Origin of the sequence: Glycomyces lechevalierae (genome assembly GCF_027622945.1) — a bacterium.
Taxonomy (GTDB): domain Bacteria; phylum Actinomycetota; class Actinomycetes; order Mycobacteriales; family Micromonosporaceae; genus Glycomyces; species Glycomyces rutgersensis.
On the sequence record NZ_JAPZVQ010000006.1, the window covers coordinates 49,497 to 72,935 of the forward strand.

General features: G+C 70.2%; 21 protein-coding genes. 15 read left to right on the forward strand and 6 right to left on the reverse strand.

Annotation, left to right across the window (positions count from 1 at the left end):
- The 4 genes from O2L01_RS11985 to O2L01_RS12000 all read left to right on the forward strand — a co-directional run.
- The coding region (locus O2L01_RS11985) for a carbohydrate ABC transporter permease (protein WP_416259804.1) at window positions 1-979 on the forward strand (979 nt) is incomplete at its 5' end.
- The gene (locus tag O2L01_RS11990; protein WP_270122172.1) at window positions 976-1,788 is read left to right on the forward strand and encodes a carbohydrate ABC transporter permease; all 813 of its coding nucleotides are present in this window, start codon (window positions 976-978) and stop codon (window positions 1,786-1,788) included. The genes O2L01_RS11985 and O2L01_RS11990, both read left to right, overlap by 4 nt.
- A 4-nt stretch (window positions 1,789-1,792) precedes the next feature.
- Entirely contained in the window at window positions 1,793-3,691 is a 1,899-nt protein-coding gene (locus tag O2L01_RS11995; protein ID WP_270122173.1) for a glycoside hydrolase family 127 protein, read from the forward strand.
- A 101-nt stretch (window positions 3,692-3,792) separates the two neighbouring features.
- A complete protein-coding gene (locus tag O2L01_RS12000) occupies window positions 3,793-4,410 on the forward strand; it encodes a hypothetical protein (protein ID WP_270122174.1) in 618 nt (205 codons plus the stop codon).
- Here the strand turns inward: O2L01_RS12000 and O2L01_RS12005 are convergent, their stop codons facing one another.
- On the reverse strand, window positions 4,411-4,830 hold the full coding sequence (locus tag O2L01_RS12005) for a winged helix-turn-helix transcriptional regulator (protein WP_374727645.1): 420 nt from the start codon (window positions 4,828-4,830) through the stop codon (window positions 4,411-4,413).
- Between the two features lie 81 nt (window positions 4,831-4,911).
- Here O2L01_RS12005 and O2L01_RS12010 point away from each other — a divergent pair, with 81 nt between their 5' ends.
- The gene (locus tag O2L01_RS12010) at window positions 4,912-5,826 is read left to right on the forward strand and encodes an NmrA family NAD(P)-binding protein (protein ID WP_270122176.1); all 915 of its coding nucleotides are present in this window, start codon (window positions 4,912-4,914) and stop codon (window positions 5,824-5,826) included.
- A gap of 590 nt (window positions 5,827-6,416) precedes the next feature.
- On the opposite strand, the gene O2L01_RS12015 is transcribed toward O2L01_RS12010, so the two are convergent.
- From O2L01_RS12015 to O2L01_RS12030, 4 genes are all read right to left on the reverse strand, one after another.
- On the reverse strand, window positions 6,417-7,034 hold the full coding sequence (locus O2L01_RS12015; RefSeq protein ID WP_270122177.1) for a hypothetical protein: 618 nt from the start codon (window positions 7,032-7,034) through the stop codon (window positions 6,417-6,419).
- Between the two features lie 132 nt (window positions 7,035-7,166).
- Window positions 7,167-8,858 carry a cellulase family glycosylhydrolase gene (locus tag O2L01_RS12020; protein ID WP_270122178.1) on the reverse strand — a complete coding sequence of 564 codons (1,692 nt, stop codon included), beginning with the start codon at window positions 8,856-8,858 and terminating at the stop codon, window positions 7,167-7,169.
- A gap of 288 nt (window positions 8,859-9,146) precedes the next feature.
- Window positions 9,147-9,947, reverse strand: coding sequence for a hypothetical protein (locus tag O2L01_RS12025; protein WP_270122179.1), 801 nt, complete (start codon window positions 9,945-9,947; stop codon window positions 9,147-9,149).
- Entirely contained in the window at window positions 9,944-10,864 is a 921-nt protein-coding gene (locus O2L01_RS12030) for an ATP-binding cassette domain-containing protein (protein WP_270122180.1), read from the reverse strand. Before O2L01_RS12030 ends, O2L01_RS12025 begins: the two co-directional genes overlap by 4 nt.
- Before the next feature lie 144 nt (window positions 10,865-11,008).
- On the opposite strand from O2L01_RS12030, the gene O2L01_RS12035 reads away from it, so the two are divergent.
- The 5 genes from O2L01_RS12035 to O2L01_RS12055 all read left to right on the forward strand — a co-directional run bounded on the left by O2L01_RS12035 (window position 11,009) and on the right by O2L01_RS12055 (window position 15,726).
- Window positions 11,009-12,196 (forward strand): sensor histidine kinase, encoded by a 1,188-nt coding sequence (locus tag O2L01_RS12035; protein ID WP_270122181.1) that lies wholly within the window; start codon window positions 11,009-11,011, stop codon window positions 12,194-12,196.
- Between the two features lie 19 nt (window positions 12,197-12,215).
- On the forward strand, window positions 12,216-12,893 hold the full coding sequence (locus O2L01_RS12040; protein ID WP_270122182.1) for a response regulator: 678 nt from the start codon (window positions 12,216-12,218) through the stop codon (window positions 12,891-12,893).
- Between the two features lie 49 nt (window positions 12,894-12,942).
- Window positions 12,943-13,728 (forward strand): DeoR/GlpR family DNA-binding transcription regulator, encoded by a 786-nt coding sequence (locus O2L01_RS12045; RefSeq protein WP_270122183.1) that lies wholly within the window; start codon window positions 12,943-12,945, stop codon window positions 13,726-13,728.
- A gap of 10 nt (window positions 13,729-13,738) precedes the next feature.
- On the forward strand, window positions 13,739-14,392 hold the full coding sequence (locus O2L01_RS12050) for an NUDIX domain-containing protein (protein ID WP_270122184.1): 654 nt from the start codon (window positions 13,739-13,741) through the stop codon (window positions 14,390-14,392).
- Window positions 14,393-14,457: 65 nt separating this feature from the next.
- Window positions 14,458-15,726 carry a PP2C family protein-serine/threonine phosphatase gene (locus O2L01_RS12055; protein ID WP_270122185.1) on the forward strand — a complete coding sequence of 423 codons (1,269 nt, stop codon included), beginning with the start codon at window positions 14,458-14,460 and terminating at the stop codon, window positions 15,724-15,726.
- Between the two features lie 15 nt (window positions 15,727-15,741).
- Here the strand turns inward: O2L01_RS12055 and O2L01_RS12060 are convergent, their stop codons facing one another.
- Window positions 15,742-17,139, reverse strand: a complete 1,398-nt coding sequence (locus tag O2L01_RS12060) for an MFS transporter (protein WP_270122186.1) — start codon at window positions 17,137-17,139, stop codon at window positions 15,742-15,744.
- Between the two features lie 116 nt (window positions 17,140-17,255).
- Here O2L01_RS12060 and O2L01_RS12065 point away from each other — a divergent pair, with 116 nt between their 5' ends.
- The 5 genes from O2L01_RS12065 to O2L01_RS12085 all read left to right on the forward strand — a co-directional run bounded on the left by O2L01_RS12065 (window position 17,256) and on the right by O2L01_RS12085 (window position 23,427).
- On the forward strand, window positions 17,256-18,173 hold the full coding sequence (locus tag O2L01_RS12065) for a LysR family transcriptional regulator (protein ID WP_270122187.1): 918 nt from the start codon (window positions 17,256-17,258) through the stop codon (window positions 18,171-18,173).
- A gap of 84 nt (window positions 18,174-18,257) precedes the next feature.
- A complete protein-coding gene (locus tag O2L01_RS12070; RefSeq protein WP_270122188.1) occupies window positions 18,258-19,640 on the forward strand; it encodes an alpha/beta hydrolase family protein in 1,383 nt (460 codons plus the stop codon).
- Window positions 19,641-19,837: 197 nt separating this feature from the next.
- Window positions 19,838-21,346, forward strand: coding sequence for an amino acid adenylation domain-containing protein (locus O2L01_RS12075; protein ID WP_374727674.1), 1,509 nt, complete (start codon window positions 19,838-19,840; stop codon window positions 21,344-21,346).
- A complete protein-coding gene (locus O2L01_RS12080; RefSeq protein ID WP_270122190.1) occupies window positions 21,343-22,650 on the forward strand; it encodes a ferredoxin reductase domain-containing protein in 1,308 nt (435 codons plus the stop codon). The genes O2L01_RS12075 and O2L01_RS12080 overlap by 4 nt, the downstream gene beginning before the upstream one ends.
- A gap of 12 nt (window positions 22,651-22,662) precedes the next feature.
- Window positions 22,663-23,427, forward strand: a complete 765-nt coding sequence (locus O2L01_RS12085; protein WP_270122191.1) for an enoyl-CoA hydratase-related protein — start codon at window positions 22,663-22,665, stop codon at window positions 23,425-23,427.
- Window positions 23,428-23,439 lie beyond the last annotated feature (12 nt).

The following is a 23,439-nucleotide window of genomic DNA, read 5'->3' on the forward strand; positions in this document are numbered from 1 at the left end:
CCCCCCCCCCCCCGCCCCCCCCCCGCCGCGCCGCCCCCCCCCCCGCGGGCGCCCCCCCCCCCCCCGCCCGCCCCCCGGCCCGGGCGCCCGCCGCAGGCAGGGCGCGTCCCGCTGGACCGCGTTCGGCTTCGCCGCGCCCCTGCTCGCCTACCTGCTCGTGTTCTACGCGTACCCCTTGTGGCGCAACGTGGAACTGAGCCTCCACGACTACACCGTGCGGGCCTTCGTGCAGGGCAACCCCGAATTCGTGGGCTTCGCCAAGTACGCGGAGGTCTTCGGCTCGGACTCGTTCGGCACCGCCCTGCTGAACACGGCGCTGTTCACCGTCGTCTCCATCGCGTTCCAATACGCGATCGGACTCGCGCTGGCAGTGTTCTTCCGCAACAACTTCCGGCTCTCCGGGGTGCTGCGCGCGCTGTTCCTCGTGCCGTGGCTCCTGCCGCTCATCGTCTCGTCCTCCACGTGGGCGTGGATGCTCAACAGCGAGAACGGGATCGTCAACTCCGTGATCGAGGCGTTCGGCGGCGAGCAGATCAACTGGCTCACCTCGCCGGACACCGCGCTCACCGCCGTGATCGCCGCCAACATCTGGCTCGGCATCCCGTTCAACCTCGTGATCCTCTACTCAGGACTCCAGCAGATCCCTCCGGAGACCTACGAGGCGGCCTCGCTCGACGGGGCGAACGCGCGGGAGCAGTTCTGGCACATCACGCTGCCCCTGCTGCGGCCCGTCTCCGCGATCACGCTGCTGCTCGGCTTCATCTACACGCTCAAAGTCGTCGACGTCATCTGGATCATGACCACCGGCGGACCCGGCGACGCCTCGCTCACCCTCGCCGTGTGGTCCTACCGCGAAGCCTTCGGCACCGGGCAGCCCGACTTCTCGCCCGCCGCCGCGATCGGCAACCTGCTCATCGTCATCGCGCTCGTCTTCGGCTTCGTCCACCTGCGCATCCAGCGGAACGGAGAACGCCGATGACCACCGCAAGGACATGGTGGAAGACCGGCCTCGGCCTCGTCTTCACCGCGATCATGCTGTTCCCCGTCTACTGGATGGTGAACGTCTCGCTCACGCCCACCAACGAACTGCGCCAGACCAACTGGTTCCCGGTGCACCCCACGCTCGAAGGGTTCGACTCCGCGCTCGGCCAGCAGCTCCCGGCGCTCGGCACGAGCCTCGGCATCGGCATCGGCTGCGTCCTCCTCACGGTCGTGATCGCCGCCCCGGCGGGGTACGCGCTCGCGATCTTGAACCTGCGCGGCGGGCGGGCGCTCAACTTCCTGCTGCTCGTGGCCCAGATGGTCCCCGCGGTCGTCATGGCCATGGGGTTCTACGCGATCTACGTGCGGCTCGGCATGCTGAACACGGTGTGGGGCCTCATCATCGCCGACTCCACGATCGCCGTCCCCTTCGGCGTGCTGCTTTACACGACGTTCATGGCGGGCATCCCGAAGGAGCTCATCCAGGCCGCCCGCGTCGACGGCGCCGGGGCCTGGGGCACGTTCACCAAGATCGTCCTGCCGGTGAGCCGCAACTCGACGCTCACGGTGTCGCTCTTCGCGTTCCTGTGGGCCTGGTCGGACTTCATCTTCGCCTCGACCCTCAACCGCTCGAGCGAGTACGTGCCGATCACCCTCGGGATCTACCAGTACATCGGCAACAACACGACCCAGTGGAACGCGATCATGGCCACCGCCGTCGTCGCCTCGCTCCCCGCGGCGATCCTCCTGGTCGTCGCCCAACGATATGTGGCCGCCGGCGTGACCGCCGGGGCCGTGAAGGACTGAACCAGTGCGAGACAACACCGCGACCGTCCCCGTCGACCCGCCCGGCGGCCCGCGGGGACTCGGCCTCGGCGAGTTCCGGCTCCGCGGCGGCTTCTGGGGCGGCCTCCAGGCCGTCAACACGGCCGCCACCCTCCAGCACTGTCTGGAGTGGATGGAACGCCTCGGCTGGATCACGAACTTCGACCGCGTCGCCCGCGGGGACACCGGCGGCGGACGGCCCGGCTGGCAGTTCTCCGACTCGGAGATCTACAAGCTCATGGAAGCCCTGGCCTGGGAGCACGGCCGCACCGGCTCGCCCTGGGCCGAGGAGGCCCTCGCGTCCCTCACCGAGCGGGTGGCCGCCGCGCAGGACGACGACGGGTACCTCAACACCTGCTACGGCCATGCGGGCCAAGCGGAACGGTACAGCGACCTGTCCTCCGGGCACGAGCTGTACTGCACGGGCCACCTGCTGCAGGCCGCCGTCGCGCGCCTCCGGACGACCGGCGAGGACAAACTCGTCGAGGTCGCCCGGCGCGCGGCCGACGAGGTCTGCCGCACCTTCGGCGCCGACGGCAGCGACGGCATCTGCGGCCACCCCGAGATCGAAGTCGGCCTCGCCGAACTCGGCCGCGCCCTCGGCGAACCCCGCTACACCGAGCAGGCCCGCCTGTTCATCGAACGACGAGGACGGGGCACGTTGAAGCCCGTGACCTTGCTGGACGCCTCCTACTTCCAGGACGACATCCCGGTCCGGGAGGCCGACGCCTGGCGCGGCCACGCCGTCCGAGCGCTCTACCTGGCCGCCGGGGCGGTCGACGTCGCCGTCGACACCGGCGACTCCGGCCTGCTCAACGCTGTTGAGCGCCAATGGGAACGAAGCGTCGAACGCCGCACCTACCTCACCGGCGGCATGGGCTCGCGCCACCAGGATGAGGGCTTCGGCGAGGACTGGGAACTCCCGCCGGACCGTGCCTACTGCGAGACGTGCGCGGGCATCGCCTCCAACATGGTGTCGTGGCGGCTCTACCTGGCGACGGGGGAGGCGCGGTACGCGGACCTGATGGAACGCACCTTCTACAACGTCATCGCCGCCTCCCCGGCCGAGGACGGCAAGGCCTTCTTCTACGCCAACCCGCTCCACCAGCGCAGCGCCGCAGCGGATGTGCGCCCCGACGAGGTCAACCCGCGCGCCGAAGGCGGCGTGCGCGCGCCCTGGTTCGACGTGTCATGCTGCCCGACCAACCTCGCGCGGACGCTTGCGAGCTGGCAGGCCTACGCCGCCTCGGTCGAGGGGAACCGGGTCTCACTGCTGCAATACGCCAACGGCGACATGCGCATCGAGATCGGCGACGGGGAACTGGCCCTGCGGATCACCACCGAATATCCGCAGGAGGGCGCGATCCGGATCGAGGTCCTGGAGACCCCGAGTGAGCCGATCGGACTGCGACTCCGCGTCCCGCACTGGGCCGACGGCGCGAGCCTCGCCGACGAGACGGCCGCGTTCGCGGTCGAACCTGGCTGGGCGGCGATCCGGGGCCCGCTGAAGGTGGGGATGACTGTCGAACTCAGCCTGCCGGTCGAACCCCGGTTCACCTGGCCCGATGAGCGGATCGACGCCGTGAGAGGTTGCGTAGCAGTGGAACGCGGCCCGCTCGTGCTCTGCGCGGAATCCACGGATTTCCCAGAAGCGGCGACGATCGAGGATCTCCGAGTGGACCCGTCGCAGCCCCTGCGCCCCGAATCGGACGGAGCCACAATCCAAGCGGTGTTCGCCGGGGGTGGAGCGCGGCCAGGACTGCCTTACCGCTCCGAACCGCCGAAATCGGCCAGCGCGGCGACGACCGAACTCCGTCTCATCCCGTACCACCGGTGGGCGCAACGAGGCAGCGCCGCAATGCGCGTCTTCCTGCCGACCGTGTGACGGTGCGGTCCTTGACCTCCCTGGTCAAGGGCCGCTCATGTCTTCAAGAGCGGGCAATCTCGCGTCCCATGGCGAAGCCGCCGCTCGAATAGGATCGGTGCATGCCCCCCGAATCCCCTGACGCACCTCCCGCCCCGGAACCGGTCTACGGCCGCGTCCACCTGAATCCGGGCATCTTCGGTTACCTGATTTCGGCGGTGTTCCTCATGGCCCCCGTGATCATCGTCCTCCGGGGGATCGGGACGGTGCCCGTTCCAATCACGTACATGGGAGCCTTGCTGGGCGTACTCACGATCTTTCTGAACTGGAAAACCATCATGAGGATCCCTGTCGTCGAGACCGACCCCGACGGCATCACGGTGCGCCCCAGCATCGGCAGGGGCCGGATCTTCGTGCGGTGGGAGGACGCGAACGGCGTGGTGATCTGGCATGAGCGCCTCGGAGGCGAGATGTCGACGATGGTGGCCGTCAGCGCTCGAGAGGGCTTCGCCTACGACAATTACGGCCTGTACCCGGCCGTCCGCCCTGCCAGGGACCCGAACTCCGGCTCAAAGGTTCGTCGGCATCTGCGTTCCTGGTCGGTCCAAATCGGCAAGACCAGCGCCCGCCGCATCGCGCGGCTTGTGAACGCGAGCGGCAAGGGCGTGCCTGTCGTCGAGGAGCTTCCCAACGGCGACACCTGGAACCACTCCGGCCCTCAGTGGGCCACTGGCGATTGATCAGAGGCGGTCCGCTTCCTGGTCTGCGTCCCAAGTGGCGCGGGCGGTGGCGATGGCGTCCTTGTGTTCGCGGGACCAGTCCGCCAGGCCGTTGACCATCCCGGCGAGGCTGTGGCCCACCGGCGTGAGCCGGTATTCGACCTGCGGCGGGATCGTCGGATAGACGGTGCGCTCCACGAGGCCGTCGCGCCAGAGGCGCTTCGTCGTCAAGGTCAGCATCCGCTGCGAGATCCCCGGGATGGCCCGTTCGAGCTCGCGGAACCGGCGGACGCCCTTGGCGAGTTCGACGACGACCAGCACGGTCCACTTGTCGCCCAAGCGGTCGAGCACGTCCCTGATCCCGCAGTCGTCATCCCCACAGGGCCCCTCGGGAATAGGGGCCGCGACCTGGGGAGTTACGGCCGTGTTCGTGGCTGACACAGAAGTGCCTCCTTACGGAGTCGGCTGACTCGTGCGAATCTCGGGCTGCCATTCGAACCTTACAGCGCAAGGAGCAGCCCGATGATTCTCGTGACCGGTGTGACCGGCGGCCTCGGCGGCCTCATCCTCAACGGCCTCAAAGGCATCGACGACATCGAGGTGGTGCCGGGAACCCGCAAGGGGGACGGCTCGGCCGCCCGCCGGATCGACTTCGACGACCCCGCCTCCCTCGCCGAGGGCTTCGCAGGCGTCGACGTCCTGGTCTTCATCTCCGCCGGGTACGCCGAGGACGACATCGTCCTGGCCCGCCACGGCGCAGTGGCCGACGCCGCCAGGGCCGCCGGTGTGAAGCACGTGATCTACACGAGCCTCGCCTCCTCCGGCGAACGCATGACCATCGCCCTGCCGCACCGCTGGACCGAAGACCGACTCGCCAACGGCCCCTTCGAGGTGACGATCCTCCGCAACGGGCTTTACACCGAGATCCCCCTCGGCCTGGCCCTCACCGGAGCGGCGATGGCCGCCGAGACCGGGATCTTCGCGGCCCCGTTCGGCGACGGCCGAGTCTCGGTCGTCGCCAAGGAAGACCTTGCCGACATCGCCGTCCGAGTCGCAGTCGAAACCGACCGCGACCTGGCCGCAGGCAACCAGAGTCGCCACGCGGGCCGGACCTACGAACTCGAGGGCCCCACCCCCATCGGCGGGAACGAGATCGCCGAGGTGCTGACCGAATCACTCGGCCGCCCTGTCACTTACCAATCGATCTCGCTCTCGGACCTCCGCCAGGGCCTGGAAGGCAGCGGCATGCTGCCCTACCAGATCACCCACACCCTCTCGATCTTCTCGAACGTGAAGGCCGGCTGGACCGAAGCGAGGCACAGCGACCTTGAGGCCCTGCTGCCGAACGTCCCCCGACCCGTCCACGACAGCATCGTGGCCGCCGTGAAGGCGGGTGGGTTCGAGTCCCAGTCGCTCAGTTCCAGTGGGGAAAGCTGAGCGACCGGCCTGTTTGTTCGCGGGCGCGGGTGTCGTCGCCGAGTCGGGTCCTCTAATGCCCGATCTGGCGTTGCTGCTCGCGCTCGCTGTCTTGCCAAGGTGTGCCTCGTTCAGAGCACTGCCGCGGTCGAGGTGATCCCGACCAACGATCTCCCACCCAGCACGGCCCCCTGGGGCCGTGGTCCGCTGTGGATCCCGATAGCACGCGGGGACTGAGACCAGTGCTCCGTCAAGGCGCTGATCTCGGAATCGGTCCGGTTTGGGTTTCGGCCAGAGGCTTGGCGTAGTCTGCTTGCACCTACTCGCCACCTGTACGTTTTCCGTATCCCTGTGCGTACATCAATCATCCCTCGCACCACACCCCACTGTCATCACTCACAGGGTGAGAAGACATTCATGTTCAGCCCGACCCACCTGCACCCCAAGGGAAACGGCGCCGCCCGCCGCGCCCCGACCAAACCCGCCACCCGCCAAGCAACCCCACCCCGAATCCACCTCTCCGTCGCCGCCCGCCTGAACCGCAAGCCGATCCCGACGACAAAGTCGCTCATGCACGCGCAACCCCCGAGTCGAGCGGCTCAGGCTCAGGTCTATGCCTGCTCGATTGAGGCGGCACCGGACCGGCGTGCGAGTTCGATGAGCAGGTTCGCGTACCCGAGAGTGTCATCGAGGGCTTTATGCGTGTGCTCGATGTCGCCGAACCATTCGGAGGGCAGGTTGGCCGGGGTCATCTCCGCGACCGGGCGGCCGGTGAGCGCCGCCGCGTAGCTCCGGATGCACAGGCCCGGTCCGTCGAAGATCCGGTCCTCCTCGTAGGGGCCCTGGATGAGGCCGTAGCGGGTGAACCGGCGCAGGTAGTAGTCGATCCACAAGCCGTCGAAGGCGAGCGGAGAAGCGGCGAACATGCACTTCCCCGGCAGGGCTTGCACCCACGCGGCGTATGAGGACATGACATCGTGAACCGGTTGCGGGTCCTCAGTGGCCGCGGCCCACACGTCCGGGATGGTCTGGAACCACGCCAGGGTCTTCTCGTTGGGGGCGGCTCCTGGCAGGGGTTCGAGCACCGCCTCGAACCGGCCGTGCTCGGTGCCGTCGAGCGAGACGGCCACCGAAGCGAACGACCGCATGGAGTTGGCTCCCGGCCAAGGGCCGTCGACCTCGATGTCCGTCACGACGTAGATCCACTCGTCGGAAAGCGCCTTCTTCATGCACATCATCCTGCCCGAGCGCGGCATCGACGAGTCGGCCAGGGCGGCTGCGCCTGCTCAGGACCCGATGAGGGACTACACGACAACGGCCGGGGCGGCGAGTGCGCGCCGCCCCGGCCGTCGTCCATCAGGTCAGGCCGTCCCGGTGACGGCGGTGCCGTTGCGGTTCAGCGTGTACGTAACGGTCTTGCCGCTCCAGAAGTGGATCGTCAAGTTCACCGTCGAGCCGTCGGTGACCTCGTTGAAGAACGCCTGGGTCATCTCGATCGTCCCCGCCGCAGCGTCGGGCTTGAAGGCCGCACCGTACTCCTTGAACGGGGTCCAGTTCTGCGGGCCCGCGTTCGTGCCGTCGGCGTACTTGGCCTCCAGCGTCGAGATGCGGTCGCCGTTGAAGTCCGTCGGGATCAGCAGCGAGGCCGTGGTCCCGGTGGCGCTCTGCAGGACCGGGGTCTCGTGGCTGACGACGTTGAGCTTGTAGGGCACGCCGGCCGAGAATCGGACCGACAACTGCGCCTGCTTGCCCGGCGTCCGGTCGGGGAGCAGACTGGCGAGGAGGCCCGCCTTCAGCGTCAGGGTGTTGCCCCGGACGACGTAGTCCTTCCTGGCGCTCAGGCGCTTGGTCCCGTAGTAGACGTCCGTGAAGGACAGGCCGTTCGTGTTCAGCGTGACCGACTTGTCGGTGATCGGGTCGGTCGAGTCGACGAACAGCAGGTCGGACGAGAGCGTGCCGGAGCGCGTGGTCCAGGCCGACGAGATGTACGAGAACAGCTCCGGGTCCCGCCACTGCAGCGCGGTGCGGTCGAAGTGGGAGCCGTTGTCCCAGAACATGGTCGTGATGCCCTTGGAGCGCGCCACGTACCCGAAGTGCTCGAAGAACTTCAGCAGCTCGCCGCGCTCGACCGCGCTGTAGCCGCTGTCGAGGACGCCCCACTCGCCGATGATCACGGGGATGCCCTTGGCCACGAACGTGTTGGAGAAGCGGTTGAAGTCGTCCTCCAGGTAGCCCTGGACCTCGGCGTTGTACGTCGGGTAACCCGCGATGTTGACCGAGAACGGCCAGAACGAGTAGTGGTGGATGGTCGCGGCGATCATCGGGTCGTTCAGGGCCGCGATCTCGGAGGACAGCTCGTCCATCGCGGCCTGGTCGCCGCCCGTGTGGAGGGTCGGCAGGACCAGCAGTCGCGAGGCGTTGCCGCCGCCGGAGCCGCGCACGATGTCGTGGAACGAGCTGTTCAGCTCGGCGATGTACGGGAAGCTCTGCGCGTCGGTGAGGCCGTCGAAGCCCTGCTCGTTGATGCTCTCGAAGACGAGCTCCGGCGGGAAGTCCTTGAAGGCGTCGGCGATCTGGGTCCAGGTCGCGTCGTAGCGGGCGCGCACGGTGTCGTGCTGGGTCGGCATGGTGTTGACCCACTGCCACGAGTCGTGGTGGATGTTGATCATCACGTAGAAGCCCTCGTCGAGGGCCATCTGGACGACTTCCTGGACGCGGGCCATGACGGCCGGGTCGATCGTGTAGTCGGGGCCGGCGCCTTGGTGGTTGCCCCAGCTCACGGGGATGCGGATGCTGTTGAAGCCTTGGGCGCGGATGGCCGCGAGCTGCGCCTGCGTGACGCGCGGGTTGCCCCAGGCGGTCTCGTCGGCGCCGCAGCATATCGAGTCGAAGGTGTTGCCGAGGTTCCAGCCGGGCTGCATGGCCGCCACGATCTGGGTCGCGGTCAGGTTCGCGGCGGCGGCGGGTGTTTCGGCTTGGGAGGCGGCGGGGACCGCCATCATGGCGAGGGCGACGGGGACTGCGAGGAGCAGTCGCAATGCCTTGCGTATCAAAGGAGATTCTCCTTTCGGAGCACCGGGGACGGTCCGCGTCGACGCGGCGGTGCGATGGGCGATACCGATCGCGGCGGGACGGGCGGCCCCGCAGCGATGTATGGACAGATTCCTATATCCCATATCGTGGTGTCAATGTTTGGTCGCCCGATTCAACTAATTACTCCCCGAACCGTTATCTGTCGGCTGGCAGGCAAGCCCGAAGCGGGCCTTTGAAGACGCGACGGGAGGACACCTCCCAGAGGTGCCCTCCCGTATGCGTATCGCCGCTCTCCGGCGACCGACCGGCTAGACGTCGGACCGCTTGATGCGCCAGGCGGCCGCGCCGAGCGTGGCGGCGATGTAGCCGCTGAACACGGTCAGCCCGGCCAGCGGTGAGAGCGCGTCCTCCTGCTGCGTCACCGCCGTGAACGCGTCCCCCGCCTCGGACGGCAGGTACTGCACGACATCGCTCCAGCTCTCCGGCACCAGCAGCGCGGCCACCATGGCCAGCAGGAACATGACGCCGAACAGCGTCGTGATCGCGCCGGGCGTGGAGCGCATGAGCGCGCCGAGCCCGACCCCGAGCAGCCCCGACCCGGTGAGCAGGCCCGCGGTGCCGACGACCGCGCGGGCCACGCCCGGGTCGGACCAGGAAGCGCCGCCGTCGATGAGCGACTGGCCCACGGTGAAGACGACCGCCGAAGCGGCGAGTGCCACGACGAACACCACGGCGGCGAACACCGCGGCCTTGGCCCACAGCACCGGCAGCCGCTTCGGCACGGCCGCCATCGAGGAGCGGATCATCCCCGTGCTGTACTCGCCGGCCGTGAACAGGACGCCCAGCGCCCCGAACGCCAGCACCGCGAAGTTCGTGCCGGTGAAGCTCGCGCTGATCGGATCGGTCGGCTCGTTGCCGGGAGGGCCGCCCGGGTCGCTGCCGTCCCCGTACAGGGACGAGGCGAGGAGCCCGAACCCGATGAGCAGCAGCACGGCGATGCCCAGGGTGATGAGGGTCGAGCGCACCGACCAGAACTTGATCCATTCGCTCTTCAGGACCCGCGGCAGGCTGACCCGCTTGCGGGGGAGGGCGGCGATTGCGGTGGTCATCGGGTTGCTCCGATCGTGGCGGACTGGTATTCGACGGCGTCCTTCGTGAGTTCCATGAACGCCTCCTCGAGGGACGGACGGATGACGGTGAGCTCGTGCACCGGGATGCCGGCGCCCGCGGCCCGGTCGCCGATCTCCTCGGCGGACAGGCCCGTGACCTCGAACAGGCCGCGGTCGATGCTGAGCACCGTGGTCCCGGGACCGGAGATGAGGTCGTGCAGGGCGTTCGCGTGCGGCGAGCGCACCCGGACGCTCTCGTTGGACGCGCTCTCGATGAATCCGCTCACCGACACGTCGGCGATCAGGCGGCCCTTGCCGATCACGATCAGGTGCTCGGCGGTCAGCGCCATCTCGCTCATCAAGTGCGAAGAGACGAACACGGTGCGTCCTTGTGCGGCGAGATCACGCATCAGGTTGCGGATCCAGAGGACACCCTCGGGGTCGAGGCCGTTCGTCGGCTCGTCGAGGATGACCACCTCGGGGTCGCCGAGGAGCGCCGAGGCGATCCCGAGGCGCTGGCCCATGCCCAGGGAGAACCCGCCGACCCGCTTGCGGGCCACCTCGTGCAGGCCGACGATGTCGATGACCTCGTCGACGCGGGACTTCGGGATGCCGGTGGTGGCGGCGAGGGCGAGCAGGTGGTGGTAGGCGGTGCGACCGGTGTGGACGGCCTTCGCGTCGAGCAGCGCGCCGGCCTGGAACATCGGGTCGGGGTGCTCGGCGTACGGGCGGCCGTTCACCGTGGCCGTGCCGGAGGTCGGCCGGTCGAGGCCGAGGATCATGCGCATGGTCGTCGACTTGCCCGAGCCGTTCGGTCCGAGGAAGCCGGTCACGATGCCCGGCTTGACGGTGAAGGCGAGGCCGTCGACGGCGGTCTTGTCGCCGTAGCGCTTGGTGAGGTCGTGTACTTCGATCATGCGGTCAAGTCTCTGATCCGGGACCCGTACTCGTCGTCGTCCGGACGCGGGCCGCCGCACTACCGCGGTTGCGGTAGACGCGGCGTCCACTGCTACTGCGCGTGGACGATGACCTGCGAACCTATGCGCGCGTACGATTTCGCCATGGCATGGGGGACGACTCGGGCGTGGACGCGCAGGCACGCGACGCTCATGGACACCGCCTTCGCGGTGGCCTTCGTCGGACTGTTCTTCATGGGCTACTTCTTCGGCGACGGACACGGCCCCCGCGGCGGCGACTTCACCATCGCCGACTCGGTCGTCGCACACGTCCTCGCCGCGGCCACCGCGCTGTTCGCCTTGGCCGCCCGGCGGTTGTGGCCCGAGCGGCTGCTCATCCTCGACACCGCGGTCTCGGTCGGCGTCATGATCGCCACCGGGTACCGCCATCCGCTGCTGATCGTCACCTGGCTGATCGTCGCCTACACGTTCGCGCGGCGCACCGGCCGGCGCCGGGTCTGGCTTGTCGCGGGCGCCTGCATCGCGGCCATGTACCTCGCCTCCGGCGCGTTCGGCGACGGCGGCTGGATCGCCCCGGGCAATTTCGGCGTCACCGCCTGGTCGATCGCCGTCGTGGCGATCGGGGACGCGACCCGCAGCCGCCGCGCCTACATCGACGAAGTCGAGGACCGCGCCCGCCGCGCCGAGGAGACCCGCGAGGAGGAGGCCCGGCGCCGCGTGGCCGAAGAACGGCTGCGGATCGCCCGGGAGCTGCACGACGTTGTGGCCCACCACATCGCCGTCATCAACGTGCAGGCCGGAGCGGCCGCGCACGTCCTCGAGTCCCGCCCGGAGGCCGTCGGCCCGGCACTGGCGCACATCCGGCGCGCGGCGGACACGGTGATGCAGGAGCTCGGCTCCGTCGTCGGGGTCCTGCGCAGCCCCGAGGACGCCGGCGAGCGGTCCACCGAGCCGACCCGCGGCCTCGCGCGGCTGGCCGAACTCCTCGACTCGTTCGCCGCCGCCGGACTCCGGGTCGAGCACCGGCAGACCGGCGACGCGCGCGCCCTCCCGGCGGTGGTCGACCTGGCCGCGTACCGGATCGTGCAGGAGTCGCTGACGAACGCCCACAAGTACGGGACCGGCCGGGCGCAGTTGGCGATCACGTACGCCCCGGGCACCGTCTCGATCGACATCGAGAATCCGATCGACAAGGGCGCCAAGGCGTCCGGGTCGGGGTACGGCATCGTCGGGATGCGCGAGCGCGCCGCCGCCGCCGGGGGCACCGTCACCACCGGAGCCGCGGACGGCCGCTTCACCGTGCACGCCGAACTGCCCGCCAGTGCTCATTGACCGCTGTGAAGGAGACCCCGTGACCATCCGAGTCCTGCTGGCCGACGACCAGGCGCTCATCCGCGCGGGCTTCGCGCTCATCATCGGCTCCGAACCCGACCTCGAAGTGGTCGGCGAGGCCGCCAACGGCCGCGAAGCGGTCGAGCTCGCCCGCTCCGAGCGCGCCGACGTCGTCCTCATGGACATCCGCATGCCCGAGGTCGACGGCATCGAGGCCACGAAGCGGATCGCGGCCGACGACGACCTCGCGGGCGTGCGCATCCTCGTGCTCACCACGTTCGAGAACGACGACAACGTCGTCCTCGCCCTCCGCGCGGGCGCCAGCGGGTTCCTCGGCAAAGGCGTCGAACCCGCGGACCTGGTGCGGGCCATCCGCGTCGTCGCCTCGGGCGAGGCGCTCCTGTCGCCCAAGGCGACGCGCAGCATGATCGGCCGGTTCCTCGACCAGAACGAGCCCGGCCCGCTGCCGAGCCCCGAACCCCTTGCGGCGCTGACCGAACGGGAGCGCGAAGTCCTCGCGCTGGCGGCGCACGGCCTCTCGAACGACGACATCGCCGCGAAGCTCTACCTCTCGCCGCTCACCGCGAAGACCCACGTCAACCGGGCCATGACGAAGCTCGGGGTCCGCGACCGCGCCCAGCTCGTCGTCATCGCCTACCAGACCGGCCTCGTGAAGCCGGGGGACCCGCTCCCCTAGAACGAACATCACATTGTTCGTTCAAACAATCGGGTGTTAGGTTCGTGGCATGAGCATCGCGGACCGCCTCGACCTGACGCTGCGCCTCGTGCAGAACACCGAGCAAGTCTCGGTCGCCGAACTCGCCCAGCGCCTCGGCGTCTCCGAGATGACCGTGCGCCGCGACCTCGACGAACTCGAACGGCGTGGCCTCGTGCGCCGCGTGCGCGGCGGCGCCGTCGCCACCCGCGCCGTCGCAGAGGACGACGGGTACCTCGTGCGCGCCTCCTGGCAGGCCGCCACCAAGGACCGCCTCGGCGCGGCCGCCGCGGCCCTCATTGAACCCGGCACGCGGGTCCTGCTCGACGCCGGCACCACCACCGTCCACGTCGCCGAGCACCTCGCCGCGCGCGGCCCGCTCACCGTCGCCGTCCTCAGCCTCCAGGCCGCAGCCGTCCTAGCCGACCGGCCCGGCATCGAACTCCTCGTCGTCGGCGGCCGCTCCCGCCCCGGCGAACGGTCCCTCGTCGGCCCGCTCGCCTTGCGCACCTTGGCGTCCCTGACCTTCGACCGGTTCATCATGTCCATCGGCGGCGTCCACGCCGACCACGGCTGGTCCGAGTTCTCCATCGACGACGCCGCCGTCAAGCAGATCGGCCTCGACCAGGCCGCCCGCACCATCGCCGTCGCGGACGCCACCAAGCTCGGCGTGCGCGCCTTCAGTCGCGTCGCGCCCCTCGAGGCCGCCCACGAGTTCGTCACCGACGCCGCCGCGGGCGACGAGGCCACCCACCCGGGCGGCCCGCCCACCCTGCGCGCCCTGCGCGAAGCCGGCGTCCGCACCCACCTGATCTGAGGAGACCACCATGACCGCAGGCGTCGACACCCCCGACCGGCGCGGCCGCACCGGCCTCGACCGGCACGGCCGCGACCTGAACGGCAATGCGCGCGTTCGCATCCGCGACGTCGAACTGCTCTCCAGCGACTGGTACGTGCTGCGCGAGACCACCTTCGACTACCGCCACGCCGACGGCCGCTGGAGCCGCGAGCAGCGCGAGACCTACGACCGCGGCGACGGCGCGACCCTCCTGCTCTACAACGAGCACCGCCGCACCGTCCTCCTCACCAGGCAGTTCCGCCTCCCCGCCTACGTCAACGGCCACCCCGACGGGATGCTCCTCGAGACCGCCGCCGGCCTCCTCGACGACGACGACCCCGAGACCGCCGTCCGCCGCGAGGCCGCCGAAGAGACCGGGCACGCGATCGGCGCCGTCCGGCACGTCTTCGACGTGTACATGAGCCCCGGCTCGGTCACCGAACGCCTCCACTTCTTCGCCGCGCCCTACGAGGACGCCCTCGACGACCGCCCGCACGGCAACGCCGCCGAAGGCGAGGACATCACCACCGTCGAACTGCCCTTCGCCGAAGCGCTCGCCATGATCCGCACCGGTGCGATCGCCGACGCCAAGACCGTGATGCTCCTCCAGTGGGCCGCCCTCGAAGGGCCCTTCGCCGCCTAGCCTTGATTGCCTGTGCCCGCCTGAAACGGGAGGTACTGTCGTTTCAGGAGAGGTGGGAGCACGTCATGCGGACGGAGAACGCCGGACGACCGGTGCTGGCGGACCTGGACTACGCGGCGCTCTTCGCGGCCACGCCCAGCCCGTACCTGATCATCGATCCCGGCCTGGTGATCGTCGAGGTCAACGACGCCTACCTGGCCGCCACCGCCCGCACCCGGGCGGACCTGCTCGGCAAGCACATCTTCGCCGCGTTCCCCGACAACCCGGCCGACCCGAACGCCGACGGCGTGCGCAACCTCAACGCCTCCCTCCAGCGGGTCCTCAGCCTGCGCAGGCAGGACACCATGGCCCTGCAGAAGTACGACATCCCCGTCACCGAGCGCCCGGGGGAGTTCGAGGAGCGCTGGTGGTCGCCGATCAACACGCCCGTCCTCGGCCCGGACGGCACCGTCGAGTGGATCATTCACAAGGTCGAGGACATCACCCCGTTCCTCCAGGCCCTCGCCTCCGGCGGCTGGCCGCCCGACAGCGCGCCCGTCCAACGCGAGGCCGTCGTCGCCGAGCTGTACACGCGGGCCCGCGAACTCCAGCGGCTCAACGAGGAGCTGCGCCTCGCCCACACCCGCGAACGCCAGGTCGCCGTGACCCTGCAGGAGGCGATGCTGCAGTCGCCGGACCTCGCCCGCCACGACGACGTCGCCCTCCGGTACCTGCCCGCCACCGGCTCCATGACCGTGTGCGGCGACTGGTTCGACATGATCGACCTCTCGGACGAGCGGTACGGCGTCGCCGTCGGGGACGTCGTCGGGCACGGCCTCGAGGCCGCCGCCGTCATGGGGATGCTGCGCAGCGCCCTCAGCGCCACCATCCGCGCACTCGAGCGGCCCGCCCAGGCGCTCGACGTGCTCAACCTGTACTCCCGCTCGATCGAAGGCGCCGCGAACACCACGGTCGTCTGGGCCATGATCGACCCCCGCAGCCGCCTCGTCATCTACAGCAACGCCGGGCACCCGCCGCCGGTCCTCCTGCACCCCGACGGCACCTGCGACATGCTCGACGAGGCCGCCGACCCGCCCCTCGGGGCCCGCCCGCAGAACGTGCCGCACCCGCAGGCCGCACTGTCCTACAGTCCGGGCGACACGCTCGTGCTCTACACGGACGGGCTCTTCGAGCGCCGCGGCGAGGACATCGACGCCGGGCTCGCCCGCCTCGTCGACACCCTCGGCCGCCACGCCGACGAGAGCCCGGAGCTCCTCGCGGACGGCGTGCTCGCCGACCTCGGCGTGGCGGACGGCGCCCAGGACGACATCGCCCTGCTCATCGTCCGCCTCTGAGCGCCGCCCTTCGGTTCACACGCCGGCGAGCGCCGGTTCCTCCTGGGCCGCAGTGGTCTTGCGGCGGAGGTTGAACGCGCCGACGACCACCGCGAGCACGGCCGCGGCGAGCGGCACGAGCAGCGCCGCGCGGTAGCCCGCGAGCAGGTCGCCCGGGTCGCTCGAAGCGGTCGCGGCCACGTTCACCGCCGCCACGCCCGCGAGGCCGATCGCGGCCCCGAACTGGAACGACGTGTACAGCAGCCCGCCCGCGAGCCCCTGCTCGGACTCCTCGATCCCGTTGGTGGCGATGATGGTCAGCGGGCCGTACGCCAGGGTGAACGCCATGCCGGTCGAGACGAGGCTCGGCAGGAGCTCGAAGTACGACGCGTCCGGGCCGGCCGTCAGGAACAGGACGTACGACAGGGCCGCGAAACCGAGCCCGGCGAGCAGCACCGGGGCGTTCCCGAAGCGGCGCACCAGCTTCGGCGTCAGCGACGGGGCCAGCGCCACGTCGATGCCGAGGACCAGCATCGCCAGGCTCGCCTCGATCGTCGACCAGCCGCGCAGCTCCTGCAGGTACAGCACCACCAGGAACTGGAAGCCGAAGAACCCGGCCATGAACAGCATCCCGATCAGGTTGGCGCGCACCAGCGACGCCGACTTGAGGATGCCGAGGCGCACCAGCGGCGCGGCGTGCCGCCGCTCGACGGCCCAGAACAGGACGAAGCAGACCAGGCTCGCCGCGACCAGGCCGATCGTCCATTCCGGACCGACGTGCGCGGCGCGCTCGACGCCGAGCACCAGCAGCACCACGGCCGCCGTGATCGTCAGGCCCCCGAGGAGGTCGAAGCGGTTGCCGTCGCGCTCCGGCGGCGCGGCCTTCGGGATGAGCGCGGCCGCCGCGATCAGCAGCACCAGCGCGAGGCCCACGGGCATGAAGAACACCCAGCGCCAGTCGAGCGCCGTCAGCAGGCCGCCGATGACCATGCCGAGCGTGAAGCCGCCCGCGCCGATCGCGCCGTAGATCATCAGCGCCCGGTCGCGCTTCGGCCCTTCCTCGAAGCCCGTCGTGATGATCGAGAGCCCCGCGGGGGTCATGAACGCGGCGGCGAGGCCGGTCACGAACCGGGCCGCGATGAGCGTCGCCCCGTTCTCGGCGAGCCCGCCGAGCCCGGAGAACAGCAGGAAGACGAACAGCGCGGCCAGGAACATCCGGCGGCGGCCCAGGATGTCCGCGGCGCGGCCGCCCAGCAGCATGAAGCCGCCGTAGCCGAGGACGTAGGCGCTCACCACCCACTGCAGCGACCCGGTCGAGAGGCCGAGGTCGGTGCGGATCGAGGGCAGGGCGATGTTGAGCATGGCGATGTCGATGCCCTCCAGGAAGATAGCTCCTGAAAGGACGAGCAGTACACCCCATTCACGGGCTTTCACGGGTCACTCCTTCGGTGGGTGTCAGTGGCCCGGCAATCATCGATCCGCCCGCCGCAGGGAACAACGGCGAAGCACGCAACGTTCGGTAAGTCAGGCTTACCGATCCGGAGGGACCCATGGAACGCGACGAACTCGAGTGCTTCCTCATCCTGGCCGAGGAACTGCACTTCGGGCGCACGGCCGCGCGCATGCGCCTCTCCCGCGCCCGCGTCAGCCAGCTCGTGCAGCGACTCGAACGCCGCCTCGGCGCGCCCCTCTTCGAGCGCACCAGCCGCAGCGTCGCCCTCACCGAGCTCGGCGCGCGCTTCCGCGACGACGTCGAACCCCACCACCGCGCCATCGAACGCGCCCTCGCCCGCACCGCCGCGGCCGCCCGCGGCATCGGCGGCACCCTCCGCGTCGGCTTCGCCGACTCCCTCACCGGCGCGATCGCGATCCGCGCCGCGGACGACCTGCGCGCCGCGTACCCCGAACTGGCCGTGGAGATCTGTGAGATGTCCTTCACCGACCCGTTCACGCAGCTGCGCGACCGCTACTACGACGTGCAGATGATGGAGCTCCCCGTCCGCGAGGACGACCTCGCGAAGGGCCCGACCCTGCTCACCGAGCCGCGCGTCCTGGCCGTCGCCGCGAGCGGCCCGCTCGCGTCCCGGCCCTGGCTGACCCTGAACGACCTCGCCGAGACCGCCCTCCTGGCGATCGAAGGCGACGTGCCCGACTACCGCCGCCCGCCCCGCCGCACCCCGGACGGCCGCGACATCCCCGCCGGGCCCGGCATCACCAGCCTCCAGGAAGGCCTCATGCTCGTCGCCGCGGGCAAGGGCGCCATGCTCACCGGCGCGCACACAGCCGCCCACCAGCCCCGGCCCGGCATCGCCTACGTTCAGATCCTCGACGCCCCGCCCGTCCGCTACGGCCTCGCCTGGCGCGCAGAGGAGCACAGCGCCGCCGTCGAAGCCTTCGCCGCCCGCGTCGACGCCGTGATCGCGGCACGTGAACAGGTCGAGGCACCCCTCGATCTCACCGCCGTGTAGATCGGCCGAAAGACCGAGGCGGCGGCTGGAAAACGGCTGGATTGCGGAAGCGACGCCGCCTTTCGCGCTGCCACACTCGGACCGGTGACCGCACCGATCCCGGGACTGAGCCTGTCCCCCTTGGAGATCCTGGCCGTCCTGGGCGCGCTCGCCGTCGTCCTCGCCCGGTGGCTCGCGCACCGCAAAGCCGTCCTGCTCACCGGCGCCTCGGTCGTAGCGGCCGCCGGGGCCGCGCTCGCGGCGACCGGCCTGCGCTGGCAGCTGTACTCGGTCCTCCTGCTCACTGCGATCGTCCTGGTCGTCGCGTTGGCGAGACGCGGTCGCGGCCGGATGCGCCGCCGGTTCGCGGTCCCCGGCACGGCCGCCTGCCTGCTCGTCCTCGCCGCCACGCCGATCGCGGCCTGGGCGCTGCCCGTCCCGGTCTATCCCGAGCCGACCGGCGCGCACGACGTCGGCAGCGCGGTCTTCCAATGGACCGACGAGACCCGCCCCGAGCCGTTCACGGACGACCCCGACGACCACCGCACCATCGTCGTCCAGCTCTGGTACCCCGCCGAGGCAGGACCGGACGCCGAACGAGCGATCGCAGGCAGGTCGACTCTCGAAGAGTCCCAAGCGGTCACGCAGGCCACGGCCGACCTCTTCGGCATCCCCGGGTTCCTCCTCGAGGACGCCGCCGCGGCGCCCTCGCACGCGGTCTTCGACGCCCCGGCCGCGCCCGGCCGCTTCCCGGTCATCGTCTTCTCCCCGGGCCTCAACGCGACCCGCACCGCCAACACCGCGCTCGCCGAGGAATGGGTCAGCCGCGGCTACGCCGTCGCCACCGTCGACCACCCCTACGACGCCGCGCTCACCTACGTCGACGGCGCACCCGCCTACTCCCGCAACACGCTCAACACGACCGACGAAGCCGAGATCGCCGCGATCAACCGCGCCAACATCGAGACCCGCAGCGCCGACCTGAGTTTCACCCTCACCCAGCTCGACACCGTCGCGCTCGCCCCGCACCTCGACACCGGCCGCGCCGCCGTCGCGGGCCACTCGCGCGGAGCCGTCGCCGCCCTCGCGGCCCTGGCCGCCGACCCCCGCTTCGACGCGGCCGTCCACATCGACGGCGGCCTCGAACCGACCCTCATGCCCGGGCCCTTCACGCAACCGGTCCTCTCGATCACCAGCCCGATCTCGGCCGCCGAGAACCCCGACTACCTGCCCACCCTCGACGCCGCACTCGCCCTGGGCCCCAAGGACACCTACCGGATCGAACTCGAAGGCGCCGGGCACTTCTCCTTCACCGACGCCGCCCTCTCGTTCCCGCCCGTCCCCTCGATCCTCGGCACCGTCGGCCGCACGGAAGGCCTCCAGCGCACCGCCGACGCCACCGCCGTCTTCCTCGACGCGGTCCTGCGCGGGGAGCCGACGGACCTTCCCGGGCAGCTCGCTCAGTTCGGCACATTGACTTCAATTTGATTGAAACCTATACTTTCTCACGTGTGAGCGCTACCACAAGGAGCGCGCGCACGATTCGAAAGGGTTGGGATTCAAGCAAAAAGCAGCGAACTGGCGGGTGACCTATGCCTGAAGTCGACTACACACAGCGATCAATCAACTACGTCAAACGAAAGGGCGGCACGCCGCTCCTCGAGAAACGCGGGACTCGATCCGCACTGGACGAACGGGACCGACACCTGTTCCGCCGGTTCGGATGGGGTCCCGCTCGCGTCGTGCCCCGCGTCGCGATCCACGAGACGATCGAAAAGCACGCGGCCGCAACGCCGTCCGCGACCGCCGCCGAACACGGCGGCGACCGCATCACCTACGGCGAACTCGAACGCGACGCGAATCGGCTCGCCGCGCGCCTCATCGCGCACGGCGTCCGCCCCGGCGGCCGCGTCGCGCTCGTCGTGCGCCGCGGCATCCCGATGCTCATCGGCATCCTCGCGATCCTCAAGACCGGCGCCGCATACGTACCCCAGGACGCCAAGATGATCCGGAACCCGGCACTCCGGCACATCCTGCGCACCACCGGAAGCACGATCGTCCTCACGCAATCCGATGCGCCCGTGGAACTCCCGCCCGGCATCACCGGCATCGACATCGACCAGGTCCGCGCCGAACGGACCGACGCCCCCGCGCCCCGCATCCCCGCCGACCCCGAGCGGGCCTGCTACATCCTGTTCACCTCCGGCACCACGGGCACGCCGAACGGGGTCGCGGTCACGCACGCGAACCTCGCGAACCTCCTGCTCACCGAGCCGGGCGACCTCGGCATCCGGCCGGGCACCACCGTCGGGCAGATCCTCAACATCGCGTTCGACATGGCCGCGTGGGAGATCCTGGGCTGCCTCGCGCACGGCGGCACCCTCCTCATCCGCGGCGACGACATCGCCGCGACCGCCCGCCGGGCCGAGGTCCTGATAGCGACGCCCACGATCCTCTCCCGGATCGATCCCGAGTCCTGCCAACGCATCCGGACCGTGGCCGTCGCCGGCGAACCGTGCCCGCGCGCGCTCGCCGACCGGTGGGCCGCACGATGCGCCTTCTACAACGGATGCGGCCCCACGGAGACCACCATCGTGAACACGATGCAGCGGCACCACCCCGGCGCCGCGCGGCTCACCATCGGCCGGCCCACCCCCAACAACACCGTCTACATCCTCGACGAGCACCGCAATCCGTGCCCGATCGGCGAGGTCGGCGAGATGTGGGCGGGCGGCGACGGCGTCTCCGCCGGGTACCTCGCCAACCCCGAGCTGAACGCCGAGCGGTACTCGCCCGACCCGTTCCTCGGCGGCGGCCGCACCATGTTCCGCACCCGCGACCTGGGCCGCTGGACCGCGGACGGCGAGCTCGAGCACTTCGGGCGCACCGACGACCAGGTCAAGATCCGCGGCTTCCGGGTCGAACTCGACGCGGTATCGGCAGTGCTGGAAGGCGTTCCGGGCTGCGTCCGGGCCGCCACGGTCAAGCTCGACGACCGCACACTGGCGTCGTTCGTCCAGCCCGCCACGGTCGACCCGGCGCTCGCGCGCAAGGTCGTGGCCGAGGCGCTGCCGTACTACTGCGTCCCGGAAGCGGTCCACCTCCTGGAAGCGCTCCCCCTCACCGATCGCGGCAAGATCGACAAACCGCGGCTGCTCCGGCTCGCCCGCCTCGGACGGGAGGCCACGTCATGACCGAGCTCAGGCACGACACGCAGCTCAAGAACGACCGGATCGACGACGTCGAACTCCCGCCGCTCCTCCCGCTCGTACGCCGCGCCTTCAAGCACCCGGCGCTCATGCACTTCAACCGCCTGGCCGCCTCGGTCATCGCGGTCAACCTCGTCGTGCTGATCGCGGCGGTGCCGGAGGTCCCGGCCGAGTTCGCCTCGCGCGCAGCGCTGTTGAACTTCGCCCTCGCGATCCTCATCCGCCGCCAGCGCCTGATCAACCTGCTGTTCCGGATGGCGACCGCTGCGCCGGTCACCTGGCCGCTGAAGGTGCGGTGGACGCTGGCGAAGGTCTACCACTTCGGCGGCCTGCACGTGGGCGGCGCGCTCGCGGGCTCGCTGTGGTTCGGCGCGTTCGTCGCACTGGCCACAGTGGAAGGCGCGCCGGTGGACGTGCTCGTCCTGGCGTACGCGCTGGTGGCGCTGTTCGCGGCGATGCTGGCGACCACGATCCCGAAGCTGCGGGCCAAGAACCACAACCGGTTCGAGCTCGTGCACCGCTTCGGCGGCTGGACCTCGCTGGTCCTTTTGTGGGCCATGACGATCACGCAGGTCGGCCACAGCGGCGAGCCGCTGTTCTCCACACTGGAGTTCTGGGTGCTCGCGGCGGTCACGGTCGCGGTCATCGCGCCGTGGACGCGCCTGCGCCGCGTCCCGGTCGACATCAAGCGGCCCTCGTCGCATGTCGCGATCGCGCGGTTCACGCACGGCCGCAAGCCCTTCGCCGGTTCGTCGACGGCGATCAGCCGCTCGCCGCTGCGCGAATGGCACTCGTTCGCGAACATCCCCTCGCCCACCGAGCACGGCTTCCGGCTCACGATCTCGCGCGCCGGCGACTGGACCGGGCGGTTCATCGACGACATGCCGTCGCACGTGTGGGTCAAGGGCATCACCGTGGCGGGCGTGGCGAACATCGAGGTGCTGTTCAAGAAGGTGGTGTACGTGGCGACCGGGAGCGGCATCGGCCCGTGCCTGCCGCACCTGCTGGCGCAGGAGGTCCCGGCGCTGCTGGTGTGGTCGACGCGCGCGCCGCGCGTCACGTTCGGCGACGAACTGGTGGACGAGATCCTTGCAGTGCAACCGGAAGCGCGGATATGGGACACCGCGGAGCACGGCAAGCCGGACATGATCCGCCTCGCGGTCGCCGCCTACCGCGACTTCGGCGCCGAGGCGGTCATCTGCATCTCCAACAAGAAACTGACCTGGCAGGTCGTCCACGGGCTCGAACGCCGGGGCATCCCCGCCTACGGCGCGATCTGGGACTCCTGAGAGAGGAAGACGATGCGACTCAAGATCGAACGTGAAGGCCGGGTCGTGCGGGTGCGCCTGCACCGGCCCGAGGTCCTGAACGCCCTCGACGCCGCGCTCATGACCGAGCTGGTCGAGGCGCTGACCCCGCTCGACGCCGACCCCGGCGTGGGCTGCTTCGTGATCACCGGCTCCGAGCGGGCGTTCGCGGCCGGCGCGGACATCAAGGAGATGTCCGGGAAGTCGGCGGCGGACATGATCGCGGAGGACTACTTCGCGGGCTGGGAGGCCTTCGCGGCCTTGCGGACGCCGAAGCTCGCGGCCGTCTCGGGCTACGCGCTCGGCGGCGGCTGCGAGCTGGCGATGATGTGCGACATGATCATCGCGGGGGACGACGCGAAGTTCGGGCAGCCGGAGATCACGCTCGGCGTCATCCCGGGCATCGGCGGCACGCAGCGGCTCACCCGGTTGGTGGGCAAGGCGAAGGCGATGGACCTCATCCTCACCGGGCGTCTCATCGACGCGGAGGAGGCCGAGCGCATCGGGCTCGTCTCGCGGGTCGTCCCGGCCGAAACCCTTGCGGCCGAGGCGAACGCGATCGCCGAGCAGATCGCCGGCTACGGCAAGCTCGCGGTGATGGCGGCGCGCGACTGCGTCGACCGCGCCTTGGAGACCGGGCTCGCCGACGGGATCCGCTACGAGCGCAGGGCGTTCCACGCGCTCTTCGCCACCGCAGATCAGCAGGAGGGCATGCGCGCCTTCAAGGAGAAGCGGGCGCCGGAGTTCACCGGGCGATGAGGAGGAGGGCGG

Coding starts and splice junctions, on each gene's coding strand:
- O2L01_RS11990 (WP_270122172.1), top strand. CDS start 976: ATGACCACCGCAAGGACATGGTGGAAGACCGGCCTCGGCCTCGTCTTC.
- O2L01_RS12000 (WP_270122174.1), top strand. CDS start 3,793: ATGCCCCCCGAATCCCCTGACGCACCTCCCGCCCCGGAACCGGTCTAC.
- O2L01_RS12010 (WP_270122176.1), top strand. CDS start 4,912: ATGATTCTCGTGACCGGTGTGACCGGCGGCCTCGGCGGCCTCATCCTC.
- O2L01_RS12015 (WP_270122177.1), bottom strand. CDS start 7,034: ATGAAGAAGGCGCTTTCCGACGAGTGGATCTACGTCGTGACGGACATC.
- O2L01_RS12025 (WP_270122179.1), bottom strand. CDS start 9,947: ATGACCACCGCAATCGCCGCCCTCCCCCGCAAGCGGGTCAGCCTGCCG.
- O2L01_RS12030 (WP_270122180.1), bottom strand. CDS start 10,864: ATGATCGAAGTACACGACCTCACCAAGCGCTACGGCGACAAGACCGCC.
- O2L01_RS12035 (WP_270122181.1), top strand. CDS start 11,009: ATGGCATGGGGGACGACTCGGGCGTGGACGCGCAGGCACGCGACGCTC.
- O2L01_RS12045 (WP_270122183.1), top strand. CDS start 12,943: ATGAGCATCGCGGACCGCCTCGACCTGACGCTGCGCCTCGTGCAGAAC.
- O2L01_RS12050 (WP_270122184.1), top strand. CDS start 13,739: ATGACCGCAGGCGTCGACACCCCCGACCGGCGCGGCCGCACCGGCCTC.
- O2L01_RS12055 (WP_270122185.1), top strand. CDS start 14,458: ATGCGGACGGAGAACGCCGGACGACCGGTGCTGGCGGACCTGGACTAC.
- O2L01_RS12065 (WP_270122187.1), top strand. CDS start 17,256: ATGGAACGCGACGAACTCGAGTGCTTCCTCATCCTGGCCGAGGAACTG.
- O2L01_RS12080 (WP_270122190.1), top strand. CDS start 21,343: ATGACCGAGCTCAGGCACGACACGCAGCTCAAGAACGACCGGATCGAC.
- O2L01_RS12085 (WP_270122191.1), top strand. CDS start 22,663: ATGCGACTCAAGATCGAACGTGAAGGCCGGGTCGTGCGGGTGCGCCTG.